General features: G+C 47.9%; 21 protein-coding genes, 2 tRNA genes and 2 pseudogenes. 11 read left to right on the top strand and 14 right to left on the bottom strand.

What is annotated here, in order from left to right; translation table 11 throughout:
• Positions 1–5: 5 nt before the first annotated feature.
• From DWW91_RS19075 to DWW91_RS19065, 3 genes are all read right to left on the bottom strand, one after another.
• Positions 6–320 carry a chaperone modulator CbpM gene (locus DWW91_RS19075; protein ID WP_122328629.1) on the bottom strand — a complete coding sequence of 105 codons (315 nt, stop codon included), beginning with the start codon at positions 318–320 and terminating at the stop codon, positions 6–8.
• A 12-nt stretch (positions 321–332) separates the two neighbouring features.
• Entirely contained in the window at positions 333–1,256 is a 924-nt protein-coding gene (locus DWW91_RS19070; protein WP_122328628.1) for a DnaJ C-terminal domain-containing protein, read from the bottom strand.
• 159 nt (positions 1,257–1,415) lie between these two features.
• Positions 1,416–1,487 (bottom strand) — tRNA-Met (locus tag DWW91_RS19065).
• 151 nt (positions 1,488–1,638) lie between these two features.
• On the opposite strand from DWW91_RS19065, the gene DWW91_RS19060 reads away from it, so the two are divergent.
• From DWW91_RS19060 to DWW91_RS19045, 4 genes are read left to right on the top strand one after another with little or no spacing between them, the layout of a single operon-like run.
• Entirely contained in the window at positions 1,639–2,232 is a 594-nt protein-coding gene (locus DWW91_RS19060; RefSeq protein WP_007652508.1) for a TetR/AcrR family transcriptional regulator, read from the top strand.
• Between the two features lie 7 nt (positions 2,233–2,239).
• Positions 2,240–3,184 carry a 3-oxoacyl-ACP synthase III family protein gene (locus DWW91_RS19055; protein WP_007652511.1) on the top strand — a complete coding sequence of 315 codons (945 nt, stop codon included), beginning with the start codon at positions 2,240–2,242 and terminating at the stop codon, positions 3,182–3,184.
• A gap of 22 nt (positions 3,185–3,206) precedes the next feature.
• The gene (gene fabG, locus DWW91_RS19050; RefSeq protein ID WP_007652512.1) at positions 3,207–3,953 is read left to right on the top strand and encodes a 3-oxoacyl-[acyl-carrier-protein] reductase; all 747 of its coding nucleotides are present in this window, start codon (positions 3,207–3,209) and stop codon (positions 3,951–3,953) included.
• Between the two features lies 1 nt (position 3,954).
• On the top strand, positions 3,955–4,629 hold the full coding sequence (locus DWW91_RS19045) for an RluA family pseudouridine synthase (protein WP_007652514.1): 675 nt from the start codon (positions 3,955–3,957) through the stop codon (positions 4,627–4,629).
• Here DWW91_RS19045 and DWW91_RS19040 read toward each other — a convergent pair.
• Positions 4,615–4,773 (bottom strand): annotated as a pseudogene (locus DWW91_RS19040) (EamA/RhaT family transporter); the annotation flags it as partial. The gene DWW91_RS19045 and the pseudogene DWW91_RS19040 sit on opposite strands and share 15 nt — an antisense overlap.
• A gap of 6 nt (positions 4,774–4,779) precedes the next feature.
• Complete coding sequence (locus tag DWW91_RS19035) at positions 4,780–5,838, bottom strand: class I fructose-bisphosphate aldolase (RefSeq protein WP_122328627.1); 1,059 nt, start codon at positions 5,836–5,838, stop codon at positions 4,780–4,782.
• 185 nt (positions 5,839–6,023) lie between these two features.
• Between DWW91_RS19035 and DWW91_RS19030 the strand changes: the two genes are divergently transcribed.
• From DWW91_RS19030 to DWW91_RS19020, 3 genes are all read left to right on the top strand, one after another.
• Positions 6,024–6,575 (top strand): NADH peroxidase, encoded by a 552-nt coding sequence (locus DWW91_RS19030; protein WP_007652517.1) that lies wholly within the window; start codon positions 6,024–6,026, stop codon positions 6,573–6,575.
• Between the two features lie 216 nt (positions 6,576–6,791).
• Positions 6,792–6,878 (top strand) — tRNA-Ser (locus DWW91_RS19025).
• A gap of 273 nt (positions 6,879–7,151) precedes the next feature.
• Positions 7,152–8,381: a site-specific integrase gene (locus tag DWW91_RS19020; protein WP_016276720.1), complete on the top strand. Its 1,230-nt coding sequence runs from the start codon at positions 7,152–7,154 to the stop codon at positions 8,379–8,381.
• Between the two features lie 8 nt (positions 8,382–8,389).
• Here the strand turns inward: DWW91_RS19020 and DWW91_RS27875 are convergent, their stop codons facing one another.
• On the bottom strand, positions 8,390–8,767 hold the full coding sequence (locus DWW91_RS27875) for a hypothetical protein (protein ID WP_032941882.1): 378 nt from the start codon (positions 8,765–8,767) through the stop codon (positions 8,390–8,392).
• Between the two features lie 286 nt (positions 8,768–9,053).
• Here DWW91_RS27875 and DWW91_RS19005 point away from each other — a divergent pair, with 286 nt between their 5' ends.
• From DWW91_RS19005 to DWW91_RS18990, 4 genes are read left to right on the top strand one after another with little or no spacing between them, the layout of a single operon-like run.
• Complete coding sequence (locus DWW91_RS19005; protein WP_016276719.1) at positions 9,054–9,587, top strand: antirestriction protein ArdA; 534 nt, start codon at positions 9,054–9,056, stop codon at positions 9,585–9,587.
• 52 nt (positions 9,588–9,639) lie between these two features.
• Entirely contained in the window at positions 9,640–9,852 is a 213-nt protein-coding gene (locus DWW91_RS19000; protein ID WP_016276718.1) for a hypothetical protein, read from the top strand.
• Positions 9,853–9,876: 24 nt separating this feature from the next.
• On the top strand, positions 9,877–10,098 hold the full coding sequence (locus DWW91_RS18995; protein WP_004329651.1) for a DUF3873 domain-containing protein: 222 nt from the start codon (positions 9,877–9,879) through the stop codon (positions 10,096–10,098).
• Between the two features lie 11 nt (positions 10,099–10,109).
• Positions 10,110–10,592, top strand: coding sequence for a hypothetical protein (locus tag DWW91_RS18990; RefSeq protein ID WP_016276717.1), 483 nt, complete (start codon positions 10,110–10,112; stop codon positions 10,590–10,592).
• A gap of 203 nt (positions 10,593–10,795) precedes the next feature.
• On the opposite strand, the gene DWW91_RS18985 is transcribed toward DWW91_RS18990, so the two are convergent.
• The 8 genes and pseudogenes from DWW91_RS18985 to DWW91_RS18950 all read right to left on the bottom strand — a co-directional run.
• Complete coding sequence (locus DWW91_RS18985; protein ID WP_004308767.1) at positions 10,796–11,116, bottom strand: hypothetical protein; 321 nt, start codon at positions 11,114–11,116, stop codon at positions 10,796–10,798.
• 12 nt (positions 11,117–11,128) lie between these two features.
• Positions 11,129–11,587: a DUF3872 domain-containing protein gene (locus DWW91_RS18980; RefSeq protein WP_004329653.1), complete on the bottom strand. Its 459-nt coding sequence runs from the start codon at positions 11,585–11,587 to the stop codon at positions 11,129–11,131.
• Positions 11,588–11,600: 13 nt separating this feature from the next.
• Positions 11,601–12,182: a conjugal transfer protein TraO gene (locus DWW91_RS18975; protein ID WP_007845747.1), complete on the bottom strand. Its 582-nt coding sequence runs from the start codon at positions 12,180–12,182 to the stop codon at positions 11,601–11,603.
• 3 nt (positions 12,183–12,185) lie between these two features.
• Positions 12,186–13,121, bottom strand: a complete 936-nt coding sequence (traN, locus tag DWW91_RS18970) for a conjugative transposon protein TraN (RefSeq protein ID WP_053398660.1) — start codon at positions 13,119–13,121, stop codon at positions 12,186–12,188.
• A gap of 33 nt (positions 13,122–13,154) precedes the next feature.
• The gene (gene traM, locus DWW91_RS18965) at positions 13,155–14,471 is read right to left on the bottom strand and encodes a conjugative transposon protein TraM (RefSeq protein WP_120489919.1); all 1,317 of its coding nucleotides are present in this window, start codon (positions 14,469–14,471) and stop codon (positions 13,155–13,157) included.
• Complete coding sequence (locus tag DWW91_RS18960) at positions 14,449–14,745, bottom strand: TraL conjugative transposon family protein (RefSeq protein ID WP_016276711.1); 297 nt, start codon at positions 14,743–14,745, stop codon at positions 14,449–14,451. Before DWW91_RS18960 ends, traM begins: the two co-directional genes overlap by 23 nt.
• A 4-nt stretch (positions 14,746–14,749) precedes the next feature.
• Positions 14,750–15,373 (bottom strand): conjugative transposon protein TraK, encoded by a 624-nt coding sequence (gene traK, locus DWW91_RS18955; protein WP_004309966.1) that lies wholly within the window; start codon positions 15,371–15,373, stop codon positions 14,750–14,752.
• A gap of 20 nt (positions 15,374–15,393) precedes the next feature.
• Positions 15,394–15,609 (bottom strand): annotated as a pseudogene (locus DWW91_RS18950) (hypothetical protein); the annotation flags it as partial.

The raw sequence follows: 15,609 nt of genomic DNA, 5'->3' as shown, positions 1-15,609 counted from the left end.
GGATTTTATAATTCATTTTCTTCAAAATCTTTTGCTTCATATACCCGCAACATCTTTTTCAGATGTCCGATTTGCTGTTGCATGGATTTGACACGATTCAGCAGATGGTGGATGGCATCGATTCCTTCGAAATTGATTGAGAGGTCGTAATACATACGTGTATATCTTTCGATATCGTGTAATTGCTCCGCCTGTAAATACTTTTCGCCTTCGATGATACGGATTTCAATGAGTCCGCCTTCTTCCAGCCTGAAGATGAAAGAAGGTTCTATATGACATATCCGGCAATATTCGTTGACTATAATTAAATCTGTTTGCATAGTACTCGTGTTTTATTGATTAAGACTCTGTATTTCGCGGAACAACTCTTTCTGTTTATCCGTCAGATTAGTCGGTATCTCGATGGAGTAGGTGACGATCAGGTCACCAAACTGCCCGTCTTTTTTATAGACAGGGAAACCTTTGCCTTTCAGGCGGACTTTGCTGTTGTTCTGCGTTCCGGCAGCCACTTTCAGTTTTACCTTGCCGTCCATTGTTTCTATTATCTGTTCGCCACCCAGTATGGCGGTGTAGAGGTTTAACGGGGCGGTTATATATAAATCGTCGCCAACCCGTTTGAAACGGCTGTCTTCTGCTATGCTGAATGTGATGTACAGATCGCCGGCAGGTCCGCCGTTTACACCCGGACCGCCCTGGCCTTTCAGCTTGATGGTCTGTCCGTCTGCGATACCGGCTGGTACGGTTATGCGCAGATTCTTACCGTTGACGGTAATAACCTGTTTGTGTGTTTGGGCTGCATCTGCCAAAGAGACATGCAGTTCTGCATTATAGTCCTGGCCGCGGAAAGCATGGTTGCCTCTGCCACGACCGCCGCCTCCGAACATGGATTCGAAGAAGTCGGAGAAGCCGCTGCCGTCGTCTGAGGCACTCCATTGGGCACCCCCGCCGTTGCTGCCTCCAAAGCCGCTAAAACCACCGAAGCCGCCCTGATACTGTCCGTATTGGTTCTGCTGAGCTTCGAACTGGTCGGCATGTTTCCAGTTTTCACCGTATTGGTCGTATTTCTTCCGTTTTTCCGGGTCGCTCAGTACTTCATTGGCTTCGTTGATCTCCTGGAATTTCCGGTGAGCATCCGGGTCGTTCGGATTCAGGTCCGGATGATATTTACGGGCCAGCTTCTTGTACGCTTTTTTAATGTCGTCCTGTGAAGCGCCTTTGTTCACCCCTAGAATGTTGTAATAGTCTATATAAGCCATATTATTATATTGTTAAGTCTTTTTGTCGGTTGATATCCATACATCTACATTACAATAAACATGCCGGGGCGGAAATTGACGGCTTAAATTTGGCTAATAAAGCTTAGGAAAGATAAAAAAGAAAAAGGCCTCCAGTGAATACTGAAAGCCTTTAGATAGTTGCGGAGGCAAGACTCGAACTTACGACCTTTGGGTTATGAGCCCAACGAGCTACCACTGCTCCACTCCGCGATATAGTTTACAATCATTTCGTGATTGCGAGTGCAAAGGTAGGGATTTTCTCTTATAAAACAAATTTATTGCAAGTTTTTTTTAATATACTTGGTAGAACCAATCTTTTTTAGGTACTTTGCGCACAGTTTTAATCAAAATGTGCAATACAATGCCGATGACAGTTTCTAAAACACGCGAAATGTTGGTGGATGTGGCCAGGCAATTGTTTGCCCGCATGGGGGTTGATAATACGACAATGAACGATATTGCACAGGCTTCCCGGAAAGGCAGACGTACGTTATATACGTATTTCAAGAGCAAAAATGAGATTTATCTGGCTGTGGTGGAATCGGAGCTGGACCAGTTATACAAGATGCTGCTTGATGTTGCCGGAAAGGATTTGCCAGCTGATGAGAAGTTGATGACATTCATCTATGCCAGATTGGATGCTATCAAAGCGCTCGTATTTCGTAATGGTACGCTGAAAGCTAACTTTTTCCGTGATATATGGCGCGTGGAGAAGGTTCGTAAGAACTTTGACATACGTGAGACAGAATTATTGAAGGGAATATTGGATGCCGGAGTGAAGGAAGGAATCTTTGCAATGCCTGATACAGAAATAACAGCAGTGGTGCTACATCATGCCTTAAAGGGATTGGAAGTTCCTTATATAAGGGGTATTATGGGAGATAATATCAGCCAGCGGATTAAGCGGAGAGATAATGTAATGAATTTAATATTCAACGGAATAAAGATAAAGTAAACCAGAGATGTTTATTAATGCAACAGGGTTTTATGTGCCTGAAGAGCGGGTGCACAACCAACATTTTTTGGAATTAAACGGGTTGACAAGTGAATGGATTGAACAGCGTACGGGTATTAAAACCCGGTCCAAAGCCAAACCGGAAGAGACAATTTGTACCATGGGAATGGACGCCGTACGTAACGCACTGCCAAAATTGCCGTATGACATTACGGAAGTTGATTTGATTATCTCAGCATCCTATTCTCCGTACGATACAGTTGCTACCGCAGCCCATTATACGCAGCGTGAGTTTAATATTACAAATGCGAAAGCGTTGTATTTATCATCTGCCTGTTCCTCTTTTTTAAATGCGCTGGAAGTTGTGGAAGGTTATTTTGCCATGGGAAAGGCTACAAAGGCTTTAATCCTTTCAGCAGATAAAAATTCTGCTTATTATAATGAAACAGATCCGAAAGCCGGTCACCTCTGGGGAGATGCCGCTGCTGCGTTCTTTATTTCAAAGGAACGTGTGACAGAGAAAGATCCGCATATCATTGAAGTGTTTACACAGGGGTTGGGTCATCTGGGGAAAGGGCCTGAAGGTGTGCAGTTGCGTCCTCGTGACGGTGGTATCCAGATGCCGGAAGGTCGCGACGTGTTTATCCAGGCTTGTACCTACATGCCTAAAAATGCAGTTTATCTGTTGGAGAAGAACGGATTTGCGTTGGATGACCTGACTTATTTCATCGGTCACCAGGCAAATATGCGTATCATGTCGAATATTGCCAAGCAGCTGAATTTGCCGGAAGAAAAGTTCCTGCATAATATCGAAGAACTGGGTAATACCGGTTCGGTTAGTTCGGCTTTGGTGTATGCGCAGAATGACCATACATTCAAGAAAGGCGACCTGGTTTGTCTGACCGTCTTCGGCGGCGGATATTCGGCGGGTGCTTGTCTGATACAGTGTTAATATAAACGTAAATAGAAATATTATGAAATTATTAGAAGGAAAAGTTGCCATTGTAACCGGTGCTGCACGCGGTATCGGTAAGGCTATCGCTTTAAAGTTTGCCGCTGAAGGTGCAAATATCGCATTTACAGACCTGGTTATCGACGAGAACGGTGAAGCTACACAGAAAGAAATCGAAGCTTTAGGCGTTAAAGCAAAAGGATATGCTTCTAATGCAGCCAACTTTGAAGAGACTCATAATGTAGTGGCGGAAATCGTGAAAGACTTCGGTCGTATCGATATTCTGGTTAACAATGCCGGTATCACGAAAGACGGCCTGATGATGCGTATGAGCGAAGGTCAGTGGGATGCTGTCCTGAATGTGAACCTGAAATCGGCTTTCAACTTCATTCATGCTTGTACTCCGGTCATGATGAAACAGCGTGCAGGTAACATTATCAATATGTCTTCTGTCGTAGGTGTTCACGGGAATGCCGGTCAGAGCAACTATTCGGCTTCAAAAGCCGGTATGATCGGTTTGGCTAAATCGGTGGCTCAGGAACTGGGTTCACGCGGTATCCGTGCTAATGCAATCGCTCCTGGTTTTATCATTACCGATATGACTGCGAAATTGCCGGAAGAAGTAAGAGAAGAATGGAACAAGAAGATTCCTTTGCGCCGCGGCGGTACTACTGAAGATGTGGCAAATGTAGCTACATTCCTGGCATCTGATTTGTCTGCTTATGTATCCGGACAGGTGATTCAGGTAGACGGCGGTATGAATATGTAATATGGAAGTTATCTACGAAGACAATCATATCATCGCGGTAAACAAAACATGCCGTGAGATTGTACAAGGAGATAAAACCGGTGATACTCCTCTTTCGGAAATGCTCAAGGCGTGGCTGAAAGAGAAGTATTGCAAGCCGGGAAATGTGTATGTCGGTGTTACCCACCGGCTGGACCGTCCGGTGAGTGGTGTAGTCCTGTTTGCCAAGACCAGTAAAGCTTTGCCCCGCCTGAACGAGATGTTCCGGGTAGGAGAGGTGAAGAAAACCTATTGGGCCATTGTCAAGAACTGTCCGCCGGCTGAAGAAGGCGAACTGGTGAACTGGCTGGTCCGTAACGAGAAACAAAACAAGAGTTACGCTTACGATACCGAACGTCCGGATTCAAAGAAAGCGATTCTTCATTATAAGGTGATTGCGCATTCGGATAATTATTTCTTATTGGAAATAGACCTGAAAACCGGCCGGCATCATCAGATACGCTGCCAGTTGGCAAAGATGGGGTGTCCGATTAAAGGAGACCTGAAATATGGTGCCGAGCGTTCGAATAAAGATGGTGGTATCAGTCTCCATTCCCGGAGTGCCGAGTTTATCCATCCGGTATCCAAAGAATTGATAAAGATTGTAGCCCCTGTCCCTGACGATAATTTATGGAAAGGTATTTCAGAGGGCCTCTAACTGGGCCCTCGATTTACTTTGTGTTACGATATAAACGCCGGTAAATACCAATGCTACGGCAATCCCTTTCATCACTCCAAAAGTATCCATCCCCCAAAGTACGGCAATCAGTGACGCAACGATTGGTTGTACGTAATTATACATACATGTTTATGCAATCGTGATCTCCGGATCCAGGTAAACGTCCTGGATGGTGTGAAGCAGTTCGACGCCATCTTTCATGGAACGCTGGAATGCTTTACGTCCGCTGATCAGGCCCATGCCGCCGGCACGTTTGTTGATGACAGCAGTGATGACGGCTTCTTTCAGGTCGGAGGCACCGTGTGATTCTCCTCCGGAATTTATTAGGCCGACACGGCCCATATAACCGTTGGCTACCTGGTAACGACAAAGGTCGATCGGATGTTCGGTCGTCAGTTCGGTGTACATCTTTTTATCTACCTTACCGAAGTTGATGGCTGTGAAGCCACCGTTGTTGGACGGCAGTTTTTGTTTAACGATATCTGCTTTGATTGTTACACCCAGATGGTTGGCCTGACCGGTCAGGTCGGCTGCTGCATGATAGTCTACGCCATCTTTCTTGAAATCATTGTTCCTCAGATAGCACCAGAGGACGGTTGCCATACCTAGTTCGTGTGCATACTCGAATGCATCCGCAATCTCGACCAGTTGCTCACGGCTTTCCGCAGAACCGAAATAGATGGTGGCACCGACTGCTGCGACCCCCATGTTCCAGGCTTCCTTGACTGTGCCAAACATCACCTGATTGTAGCTGTTCGGATAAGTAAGCAATTCATTGTGATTGAGTTTTACGAGGAACGGTATTTTATGTGCATATTTACGTGCCACAGCTCCCAGGTTTCCGAATGTGGAAGCGACAGCGTTGCAACCGCCTTCGATTGCCAGCTTCACGATATTTTCCGGATCGAAATAAATGGGATTCGGGGCGAATGATGCTCCGGCCGTATGTTCTATGTCCTGGTCGACCGGGAGGATAGACAGATAACCGGTGTTAGCCAGGCGTCCGCTTCCCAACATTCGTTGTAAATTATTTAATGTCTGAATGTTTCTGTCCGTATTGATCCAGATATCATCGACTGTTGAAGGAGATGGTATGTGAATCAGTGATTTGTCGATCGTTTTACAGGTGTGACCCAGTAAATATTCTGCTTTGTCGCCTAAGAGGCTTGTAATCTTTAATGTATCCATACTATATGTAAGTTTTATAATCTAACATTTGCCGCTTTGAATAAGTTCCATAGTTTTTATCAATTAACAGATAGAATATTTCTATCGGCTTATCTCTTGCTGTTTAGATTTGTTTGGTTAATTTTGTCACAGCGAATAACAAAAGATTATACTAATAGTTATACAACCAATAAAATTTTACGAAGATGAAAAAGAAATGGATCTGCACAGTATGTGGTTATGTTCATGAAGGTGACGAAGCTCCTGAATTCTGTCCGCAATGTAAACAACCGAAAAGCAAGTTCAAAGAACTGGTAGAAACAACAGGCGCTCTGCAGTTTGTAGACGAACACGTATTAGGTGTTGCAAAAGGTGTTGACCCTGTTATTCTTGAGGGGTTGAACGCTCACTTTATGGGTGAATGTACTGAGGTAGGTATGTATCTGGCAATGAGTCGCCAGGCAGACCGCGAAGGTTATCCTGAAGTAGCAGAAGCATTCAAACGTTACGCATGGGAAGAAGCTGAACATGCTGCCAAGTTTGCAGAGCTGTTAGGTGATGTTGTTTGGGATACAAAGACTAACCTGAAAAAACGTATGGAAGCAGAAGCCGGTGCCTGCGAAGATAAAAAACGTATCGCTACATTGGCAAAACAGCAGAATCTGGATGCTATCCACGATACAGTACACGAAATGTGTAAAGACGAAGCCCGCCATGGTAAAGGTTTCGAAGGATTATATAACCGTTATTTCAAATAATAACGTTCAATTCGTTAACACGATAGGATTGGGAGTGCCGAGAGGTTACTCCCTTTTTTTTAGCACTATAGTGCTGTGTTGTATGATACTATAGTGCTATGGGTATTAGCATAATAGTGTTGTTGGGACTGACATAGTAGTGCTGTGTGCAGAAAAAAAGGACCTTTGGAGGATAACGGTATCAAATTTTTTATACATTTGTCGCGTCAACGATCAGGAAAGCTGCCAGAGTGGTCGAATGGGCCGCACTCGAAATGCGGTGAACGGGTAACTGTTCCGGGGGTTCGAATCCCTCGCTCTCCGCTGAACGTGCTGGACAGAAATGGTCAGCAAACGGACAAAAAGCTACAAATCAATGATTTGTGGCTTTTTTTATTGCCCAAAAGTCCTGCTTCCAAGACTTCAAAAGTACGGTAAAAGACAAAGTTTCGTTACTAAATCGTTACCTATTCCCTGCCGGACAAAAACGGTAACGATTTGTCCACAAATGACCTGATAATGACTTGATTAGTCCATAGTCTGCATAACTCGAAAACGAGAGGTGAAAATTAATTTTGCAACTAAAAAAAGTGAGTTATGAAATCGACATTCAAGGTTCTTTTTTATTTGAAGAAAGGTTCTGAAAAGAAAAACGGCGAGGTTATGATTATGGCACGCATCACCATAGACGGCAAACTTTGCCAGTTCAGTACGAAACAGAGCATCCAGCCCGACAACTGGAACACGGCTGCGGGCAAAGCCAAAGGCAGGGATGCCGGGAGGATAAACGCCCTTTTGGACGACATACGTTCTTCCCTGAACACCATTTACCACGAAATGCAGCGGCGTGACAATTACGTGACCGCCGAGAAAGTGAAGAACGAGTTTTTAGGTCATAGCGAGAGCCACGAAACAATCCTTTCGTTGTTCCAAAAGCACAATGACGATGTGAAGCAGCTTGTGGGCATATCCAAGACGATAGCGACCTACCGCAAGTATGAAGTGACCCGCCGCCACCTCGCCGAATTTATCCAAAGCAAGTACAACGTATCGGACATATCCATAAAGGAGATTACCCCGATGTTCATTACCGATTTTGAGTTGTATTTGCGTACCGCCTGCAAGTGCGGCTACAACACCACCGCCAAGTTCATGCAGTTCTTCAAGCGTATCATCATCATCGCCCGCAACAACGGCATACTGGTGGGCGACCCGTTCGCCAGCTACAAAATCCGGCTGGAAAAAGTGGACAGGGGTTATCTGACAGAGGACGAGATAAAAATCATCCTTAAAAAGAAAATGGTTTCCGAGCGGCTGGAACACGTCAGGGACTTGTTCGTCTTTTCCTGTTTCTGCGGTCTGGCTTACAGCGATGTCGCCAACTTGCGGCAGGAGAATATCCAAAAGTCATTTGACGGCAACCTTTGGATAATCACCAAGCGGCAAAAGACGAATACGGACGTGAATGTCCCCCTGCTGGATATTCCCAAGATGATTTTGAAGAAGTACAAGGGCAAGTTGCCGGACGGCAAGATACTTCCCGTAATCAGCAATCAGAAACTAAACGCCTACCTGAAAGAGATTGCCGATATATGCGGTATTAAAAAGAATTTGACATTTCACCTTGCGAGGCACACGTTCGCAACGACCACCACGCTGTCAAAGGGCGTACCCATTGAAACAGTGTCCAAGATGCTGGGACACACCAATATCGAAACGACCCAAATTTACGCCCGCATCACCAACAGCAAGATAGGCAGCGATATGCAAGGGCTTGACAAGAAGTTTGTCGGCATCGAGAAAATTTACAAGGAAGTCGCCATGTAAATTTTCAGTTACCTATATACCGTTGGTAACAAAACAGGTAACGATTTCGGTAACGAAATTCCACCTAACAACCTATATCCCAATAAAGTACATTCTTTCACCTTGCGGGCAGTCCACCGACTACCCGCATTTTTTATATCCTTTTCCAACTGGCACATTCCCCGAAACGCCAGCCGTGCGTGGCATGGCTGACTGTATTCCGTGAAAAGAGCCGTTGGAAACCCGCACAAGCGTACCGCAAGATAAACTTGCCATACCCTTGCCTTTCCCGCCCGCATGGAGTGTTCCCTAAAAGACGAAAGGGAACAGGCACTTTTCCCCTGTTTCCCTATCTGTAAATCTTCCTCATTATGCAGTCCCCCAGCCGGGACAGTCGTTTTTATCATTTCAATAGGCAAAGGTAGCTACGGGGGCTTTTGGCTCTGCAAATTGGGTTTCATCGAAAAAAATTGTTACAGCTTCCCGTTGGTCGGAAAAAATTTTTGTCGGAAAAATTTGCATAGCAAGACCCCTTCACAAACCAGCCTATGTGAAACGAAAACGACCGACCCGACCGGAAGACGCATAAAAAAAAAGTCGGATTTACGGGAAACAGGAAAAAAGTTCAGTGAAACTTCAACTCCCTCACCTCTCAAATCCGCATAAAATTAAAAACTTAAAAATTACAGCAATATGGAAGCAACGAAATTATCAGCAGCAAGCGTTTATGTAGGCACTTATGCCAAGTACAACAACGGTTCTTTGTTTGGGGCATGGCTCGACCTTTCGGACTACTCGGACAAGGAGGAATTTTACGAAGCCTGCCGGGAACTGCACAAGGACGAGGAAGATGCGGAATACATGTTTCAGGACTGGGAGAACGTGCCGGAGGGCTTAATCGGCGAAAGCTGGATTTCTGAAAACTTCTTCACCCTGCGTGATGCGGTGGAGGATTTGAGCGACACCGAGCAGGAAGCCTTTTTCGTGTGGTGCAACTACAAAAGCCATGATTTGAGCGAGGAAGATGCGGACGACCTTGTACGTGATTTCCGGGACGAGTATCAGGGGGAATATGACGATGAAGAAGATTTCGCCTATGAAATTATAGAAGAATGTTACGACCTGCCGGAGTTCGCAAAGACCTATTTCGATTATGAAAAGTTTGCCCGTGACCTGTTCATGTGCGATTACTGGTTTGATGACGGCTTTGTGTTCCGGGCGGCATAACAACCAATCCGGGCGGGGTGTCAAAGCCCTGCCCGCTAAAAACAACCAAGCGATGAAACGGAAAAGCATTTATAAAATCCTTTGGCGGGCGTTCCTGCTCTGCCTTGCATGGCGGTTCACCAGCGTAGCCGGAGCAGGCACGGCGATAACGGCATATATCGTATTTCGTGCCGCCTGTTTCCTGCTCCGTGTCTGCCTTTCAGCCCTTTATGCGCTGGGCATGGCTCTGCTTTTCCTGCTGTTGCTTTCTTTACTGATATTATAACGACCATTAAAAAAATAGAACATCATGCAGTCACTTAACAAAAACGGGGTAAGCATAACCCAAACACCGGGAGAAGAAAAGTTCGTGAAATGCTGTTTAGGGGCTTTCAGGGGACAAATTTATTATCAATATGACTACCGCCACACGGACGGCGAACTTTTCAGCACGGTAGCCAAAACGCTGGACGAGTGCCGCCGCAGGCGTGACGAATGGGTAGCGAAGAAGAACGGAGTAATAAACAAGTAAATTTTAGGGACATGAAAACAACAGAAGTAAACAAGGAGCTTATCGGCAGGCGTTGCGAGTGCATTTTTACGGGCTTAATGGTAACGGGCGTTATCGAGGGCATCCAAGACGACCAGCATTCCATAGCGGTCAAAGTCCGTTTCGACCACCCGCACCAGTGGGGCGATGATTTGTATAATGATGTGTGGGCGTGGGGGCGCAAAACTGACGAGTTCGGCACGCTGCACCATTTGCAACTGTTAGAGGACAAACCGGACTTTCAGATAATGACGGTAGTTTTCGGCGAGCCAATCAGCCGGATAGACCGCAGTGTTTTTGAAGATGTTGCAACGTGGGGTGTCTGTTCCCTGCAAGGCTGGGTAAACAGCTACGAGAGTGTCCGGTTTGTTGCCATAAACGACCATACGGCAATCATCACGGGCGAATATAACATGGAACAGGTAAAGGTGTGGTTAGAGAAATACACGTCCATAAAGAGCCTTAAAACCAGTTGATAGAAAACGGCGGCTGCTTGCCGCCGTTACTTTCTTCCGTGAGCCTGCCAGCGGGTGAAGAAAGTAACAAAGAAGCCTTTCGTTTTCCCTATCATGGAAACAGCCCGCCGATGCTTCCCGGCGGGCTGTCTGCCCGATATTTACGCTTTGCGTATCATTCCATACCCGGTTTCCCAAGAGGATGATAAAAACGGATGTCGCAACTATAAATCCTCATAGTGAATAAATTTTACACCAAGTATGCACACGGTTTCTTCTTCCTCGATGTCATATTTCCATGTCCGTTTATTGACAAGCATTTCCGTTTCGCAATCGAACCATACCATTACGGGCGCATCATCTTCTTCGTCCGCCCATTTGAAAACCTGATTGGACGGCGTTTTCCATAATTCAGCACTGTCACGTTCGGAAATACAGTCCTTGTCCACAATGATGATGTCACCTACTGCCGGAACTGTATCTGTTTCCAACGTGGTTTCTATGTACCACGAGATGCCTTCTATATCCAATTCTATTTTTACCATGTCGTTTTGTTATTAGGGGGTTATTGTTTCCGTTCCTTCTTCGCTGTTGTCATTATTGAATGATAGTGTAAGTTGCTGCATCTGCCCGAAGCTGTCGATGATATAAATGTCAATCGTCTGCTGGTCGGTCGATGCCGAGGTGTAGTAGAGCCTGAACGTTTCTTTCTCCAGCGGGTAAAGGTCGTTGGGCAGGAACACCGTGCCGTTATCCATTTCCAGCTTTCCTTTGCCGTCCGGCTGGAAATACCGTATCTGATAGGTAGTCGGCTGGTAATAGCCGCCACGCACCAGTCGGCAGCGTATTTCGGCGGTTTCCCCGACTTTCAGCCTTTTGGGTACTGGCAGTGTTTCGATGCTGAACGGGTACGCCTGCTGAATATCCAAGTTGTCATTACAGGCGGTGACAAGCACGAGGGCGGCCACGATGTAGCAGCCCATGATGATTTTATACATTACATTCTTCATATACATTATTATATAGCGGTCAGTTGATAATGAATTTCAGTCCCAAAGATACCTGCGTGTGGAACTTGCCTATGTCCGAGCCGAACAACGCCCGTTCCCTTGCGTTCAACAGCAGAGCCACCCGGTCGGTCAGGTAGGTTTCCAGTTCCAGCGTCAGCGCACCGCCGTAAATGAAGCAGTCCTTATCCAGCAAGGTAGAGCCGTCCGGCAGCAGCTTTTCGCTTCGGTTGCTTGTTTCGTACCCGGCGAGAGCCGACAAGCCCAATGAAAGGAAAAAGGTCTTTCGTCTGTCCGATAGGAATTTCAGGTAATAGCCGCCCTCTGCGGTGAACTGTTCTACGGGTATCTGCATATCCTTGTAGTCATACTTCTTGTGCAGGTATTCGCCGCCAATCACCCAGCGGTTGGCGTTCTTGGTGTAAACGCTGTACGCCGCCCCGATGTGGTAGGCGAAATCACTGCCAGCGTTCCAATGCACCCCGTCCGTCATGCCCGCCGTGACCTGCAAGCCTTTCATGCCCGGCAGGTATCTTTGTGCGTGTGCCTGAAACGAGGTCAGGCACAGCGCAAAGAGCATCATTATAAAGATGTGTCTTTTCATTCCCTATTTGATTTTTAGTTCGTCAATCACTTCTGCGTTCACGATGTCGGCGTTTTCCACCCGTATGGTCTGATGCCGCCCGCCGTTCTTCTCGTAGAGTTCCACGACCAGCAGCTTGTCGTCAGGAATGGTGAACTTCGGCAGGGCGTACACCGTGCGCACGGTCGATTTCCCGGCAATCTCTATCACCTCGTTGTAGCTGCGTACCGCATCCAGTACCGTTTCCTGAATAGCCGTGCGTTTGGGCACTTTCTTATCGGTTATCTTAAACCTGATGAAGTCCGTGTCGAAAGGCACGTTGGAACTGTTCTTTGTCTGCGTGTGCACGTAGAGCATCCCGTTATAGGTGTAAATCCCCTTGATTAAGAACTGTATGCCGAAACGCTTGCTACCCAAGTGGCGCACTTTCCGGTCATTGTTCTTGTAGATGCTCTGCATTATCAGCTTCACTAATAGCGGGCTTTCATTCCCCAGTTCCCGGAAATGGATGTTCATCCGGGTATGCGAGAAGTCGGACGTATCTTCATTCTCCAAGAAGTCCTTCATTTCGATGTTGAGCATTTCCGGTTCACGGGCGTACTTGGCGTTGAACGAAAAGAAACTGCCGTCCTCGCAGATAACGGAGAAGTTCGTTTCTCCCGGAAAGCCCTCTGTCGTGGCTTTCACCCTGATTACGTTCTCCGCACCGTCCGCCTTGCCCGCTATGATGTGGTTGCTTCCCAAATCGACATAGCGGACGGCGGCGGGGAAGATGATATGCACCGTCTTGGCAAAGGTCACTTCCACGCCGTAGGGCGTAACCATTTGGCGGTACGGGAGTTTCCGGGTAATCCCCCGGTACAAGTCGTTGCCAGCCGCATACTTCACGGTGTCAGCGGTTTGTGCGTTTGCCGCACACACGCCCAGCAAGAGGGCGAACAATCCAAAAATCTGTTTCATTGCTAATTGAAATTTTAACGGTTGATAAAATGGTTATTGTTGTTTGGCATACAGCATGACTTTATAGCCTGCTTTCAGCTTCACTTTCACGGTTCGGAACTTCTTGGCGAGGTAGCCGGACGTTCCTTGCAGCAATCCCCTTGTCACGTCCATAGCCACCTGCTGCCCGGCACTTTGGGCAAAGGAAATGCTTGTACCCAGCCCGCTTCCGATATTCGCCATAGCTTCGTTGAACGCTTCCTGCTCCATAGAGGACGGGACGGAAAGCCCCTTTTGCCCGTCCGTGTCGAACACGGCGAGTTCCACCGGGATGATGTTGCCAGCGTACTCAATCGAGGACACCAGTATGTCGAGCCGTTCGCCCTGCACCTTTGCCGTCCCCGCCACAAGGGTATTCTTCGGCACAACGATATTTCCCGCCTGCATGGGTTCGAGCAGCCGCAGTTTCACCGCCTGCCCGTCCACCAGCGTTTGGTCTTGGTGTATGCAGGCGGCTACCGTGTTCTTTCCCATAGCGTAGCCCGTGCCTACCGCCGTGTTGAAGCCGTAGTTTCGTGGCTGGCTGTAAGCCCGGATGAAGTCGGCATCGCTCATGGGCTGCTGCAATCCCGATACGGTCGTTTCCCGGATAGCCTGCACCGCCACCGCATCCGGCTTGCGGTCAATGCCGCCCGTTACCGGGACTTGTGCGACTTGTCCCTGCCCGCCGTTCATGTACTTTGCCGCCAGCTCGTAGGACTTTTCCAAGAGTGCCATTTGGTCGTCAGCGGTGGGTGTGGCGTTCTGCTGCTGTTGCAGTCGGTCGGTCAGTTCCGCCACCTGCCGCTTCAAGTCCTCTTTTTCCTCGTCCACAGGGGGCGTTTCGTAGAACGTGCTTAACTGGCGGTTGATGTCCCGGTAAGCGTATGCCGAAGAAGCACCGCCGCCCCTTTGTGGCTGCGCATCTTCTTCCGGCATCAGGTCGATTTCCGCTTGCGGTTCTTCCGTTTCATCGTCCCCCGTGAAACCGAAGTCCTGCAAGGATTGTATCTTGTCCTGCTGTTTGCGGCTTATCATCGCCTGCTCGTAAGCCTTTTGCTTGTCGGCTATAATCCCGTCCTCTGCGGGCAGGGGTATGTCGGCGTTGAAGCCGCCCACGCTCTCCACGTTCACGTCCTCTTTGCCGGAGGGGGCGAATATCAGGTACATGCACCCGGCAAAGGCAAGGAACATCAGCGGGAAGACTATCATTTTCCTGCGCTGCTGCACCTGCTGCGGGGTAAGTTCCCGTTTGGGTTTATCTTCCTTTTTCGGCTTCCCGTCCGCCTGCGGTACGGTCGTGCCGTTCTCATTCTTCTGTACTTCTTCCATATTCCGGTCTGTTTAAGGGGTTGATACTGTTGATTGTGTCATTGCCTTGCAATGGCAGTTGTTTGATATGTTCTATTTGCAGCCGCCTGCCGTCCCGTTTCCCGATGTTGTAGATTGATGAAACGGTGATATAGATAGACAAGCCGCCGAAAAAGAAGAACATCACGAGGATAACCGCCAGCCTTTTGCCCGGCGTAATCCGTCCGCACATTCGGCGCAGGCAGTCGTCCGCCCAGTCCCGCACCTTTTCGATGTAGTTTCGTTTTCTCTCCATAAGGCTACCTCTTAACGGTTTGCAAATCCTTGTTCTCGGTAATGGTGAACGCTTCGATGATGAAGCCGTGCGGGTTGTTGTCGCTCCGTGTGGCGTTGAGCAACCGGCACGAGGTCACAAGGCTTCGCACCGTCAGGCTGCTTTCCCGGACAATCAACTGGCGGGCATACGTGTTCACCTTGTAGGGGTACTGGTCGAAGTCGCACTTCACGCTGTCAATCTCCACCGTCTGCGTGACGTTTCCGGAAATCACCCGGTTATAATACCCTTTTTCCGCCAAGTCCTTGTAATAGTTGAAAGCGGTCTTGTCGGCAAGGAACAGCGAGCGTTTGATGTTGCTTTCGATAGCCCCCTTGTCGGGTGAGAGTGTGAAGAAAAGTTCGTGGAAACGCCGCACGTGCGACTTGGCTTCCACGGGTCTGTTCTGTGCCATGTCCTGCGAGAGTGCCAGCATCAGGCTTTTCCCGTTGTCGAGGACGTATATCTTCTGCCGCTGCTTTTCGGCGAAGCTGTACGAGTTCCACACGGCGAAGCCCGTCACCAGTGCGCACAGGCAGATGAATACCAGTGCGAAGAGCCGGATTTGCCGGAAACTCGTTTCGATGTTCGTTAATGACTTAAATTCCATATTTTATAAATTGATGTTGTTTATTTGAGTAGTTTCCCCGATACCTTTCCACCGATTGCCCCTGCCGCAGCCCCGGCGACTGACCCAGCCCGTGCCACGTTACGGTTATAGGCAGACATTCCGCCAGCCGACACTATCCAGCTTGCCACCGTAGGAATGGTGAAGTAGCCCACGATACCTATAATCATAAGTAGGCTAAGCACCCAACGCCTTGCCATATTTCTATGGTAGGTTTT

Source organism: Parabacteroides sp. AF17-3 (assembly GCF_003635445.1).
Classification (GTDB): Bacteria; Bacteroidota; Bacteroidia; order Bacteroidales; family Tannerellaceae; genus Parabacteroides; species Parabacteroides goldsteinii.
The sequence above is the reverse complement of the archived record's forward strand: the minus strand, read 5'-3'. Positions and strand labels throughout refer to the sequence as shown.

What these genes read in the sequence shown, in the direction of transcription:
- DWW91_RS19075 (WP_122328629.1), bottom strand. Translation starts at nt 320, where the DNA reads ATGCAAACAGATTTAATTATAGTCAACGAATATTGCCGGATATGTCAT.
- DWW91_RS19070 (WP_122328628.1), bottom strand. Translation starts at nt 1,256, where the DNA reads ATGGCTTATATAGACTATTACAACATTCTAGGGGTGAACAAAGGCGCT.
- DWW91_RS19060 (WP_007652508.1), top strand. Translation starts at nt 1,639, where the DNA reads ATGCCGATGACAGTTTCTAAAACACGCGAAATGTTGGTGGATGTGGCC.
- DWW91_RS19055 (WP_007652511.1), top strand. Translation starts at nt 2,240, where the DNA reads ATGTTTATTAATGCAACAGGGTTTTATGTGCCTGAAGAGCGGGTGCAC.
- fabG (WP_007652512.1), top strand. Translation starts at nt 3,207, where the DNA reads ATGAAATTATTAGAAGGAAAAGTTGCCATTGTAACCGGTGCTGCACGC.
- DWW91_RS19045 (WP_007652514.1), top strand. Translation starts at nt 3,955, where the DNA reads ATGGAAGTTATCTACGAAGACAATCATATCATCGCGGTAAACAAAACA.
- DWW91_RS19035 (WP_122328627.1), bottom strand. Translation starts at nt 5,838, where the DNA reads ATGGATACATTAAAGATTACAAGCCTCTTAGGCGACAAAGCAGAATAT.
- DWW91_RS19030 (WP_007652517.1), top strand. Translation starts at nt 6,024, where the DNA reads ATGAAAAAGAAATGGATCTGCACAGTATGTGGTTATGTTCATGAAGGT.
- DWW91_RS19020 (WP_016276720.1), top strand. Translation starts at nt 7,152, where the DNA reads ATGAAATCGACATTCAAGGTTCTTTTTTATTTGAAGAAAGGTTCTGAA.
- DWW91_RS27875 (WP_032941882.1), bottom strand. Translation starts at nt 8,767, where the DNA reads ATGATAAAAACGACTGTCCCGGCTGGGGGACTGCATAATGAGGAAGAT.
- DWW91_RS19005 (WP_016276719.1), top strand. Translation starts at nt 9,054, where the DNA reads ATGGAAGCAACGAAATTATCAGCAGCAAGCGTTTATGTAGGCACTTAT.
- DWW91_RS19000 (WP_016276718.1), top strand. Translation starts at nt 9,640, where the DNA reads ATGAAACGGAAAAGCATTTATAAAATCCTTTGGCGGGCGTTCCTGCTC.
- DWW91_RS18995 (WP_004329651.1), top strand. Translation starts at nt 9,877, where the DNA reads ATGCAGTCACTTAACAAAAACGGGGTAAGCATAACCCAAACACCGGGA.
- DWW91_RS18990 (WP_016276717.1), top strand. Translation starts at nt 10,110, where the DNA reads ATGAAAACAACAGAAGTAAACAAGGAGCTTATCGGCAGGCGTTGCGAG.
- DWW91_RS18985 (WP_004308767.1), bottom strand. Translation starts at nt 11,116, where the DNA reads ATGGTAAAAATAGAATTGGATATAGAAGGCATCTCGTGGTACATAGAA.
- DWW91_RS18980 (WP_004329653.1), bottom strand. Translation starts at nt 11,587, where the DNA reads ATGTATATGAAGAATGTAATGTATAAAATCATCATGGGCTGCTACATC.
- DWW91_RS18975 (WP_007845747.1), bottom strand. Translation starts at nt 12,182, where the DNA reads ATGAAAAGACACATCTTTATAATGATGCTCTTTGCGCTGTGCCTGACC.
- traN (WP_053398660.1), bottom strand. Translation starts at nt 13,121, where the DNA reads ATGAAACAGATTTTTGGATTGTTCGCCCTCTTGCTGGGCGTGTGTGCG.
- traM (WP_120489919.1), bottom strand. Translation starts at nt 14,471, where the DNA reads ATGGAAGAAGTACAGAAGAATGAGAACGGCACGACCGTACCGCAGGCG.
- DWW91_RS18960 (WP_016276711.1), bottom strand. Translation starts at nt 14,745, where the DNA reads ATGGAGAGAAAACGAAACTACATCGAAAAGGTGCGGGACTGGGCGGAC.
- traK (WP_004309966.1), bottom strand. Translation starts at nt 15,373, where the DNA reads ATGGAATTTAAGTCATTAACGAACATCGAAACGAGTTTCCGGCAAATC.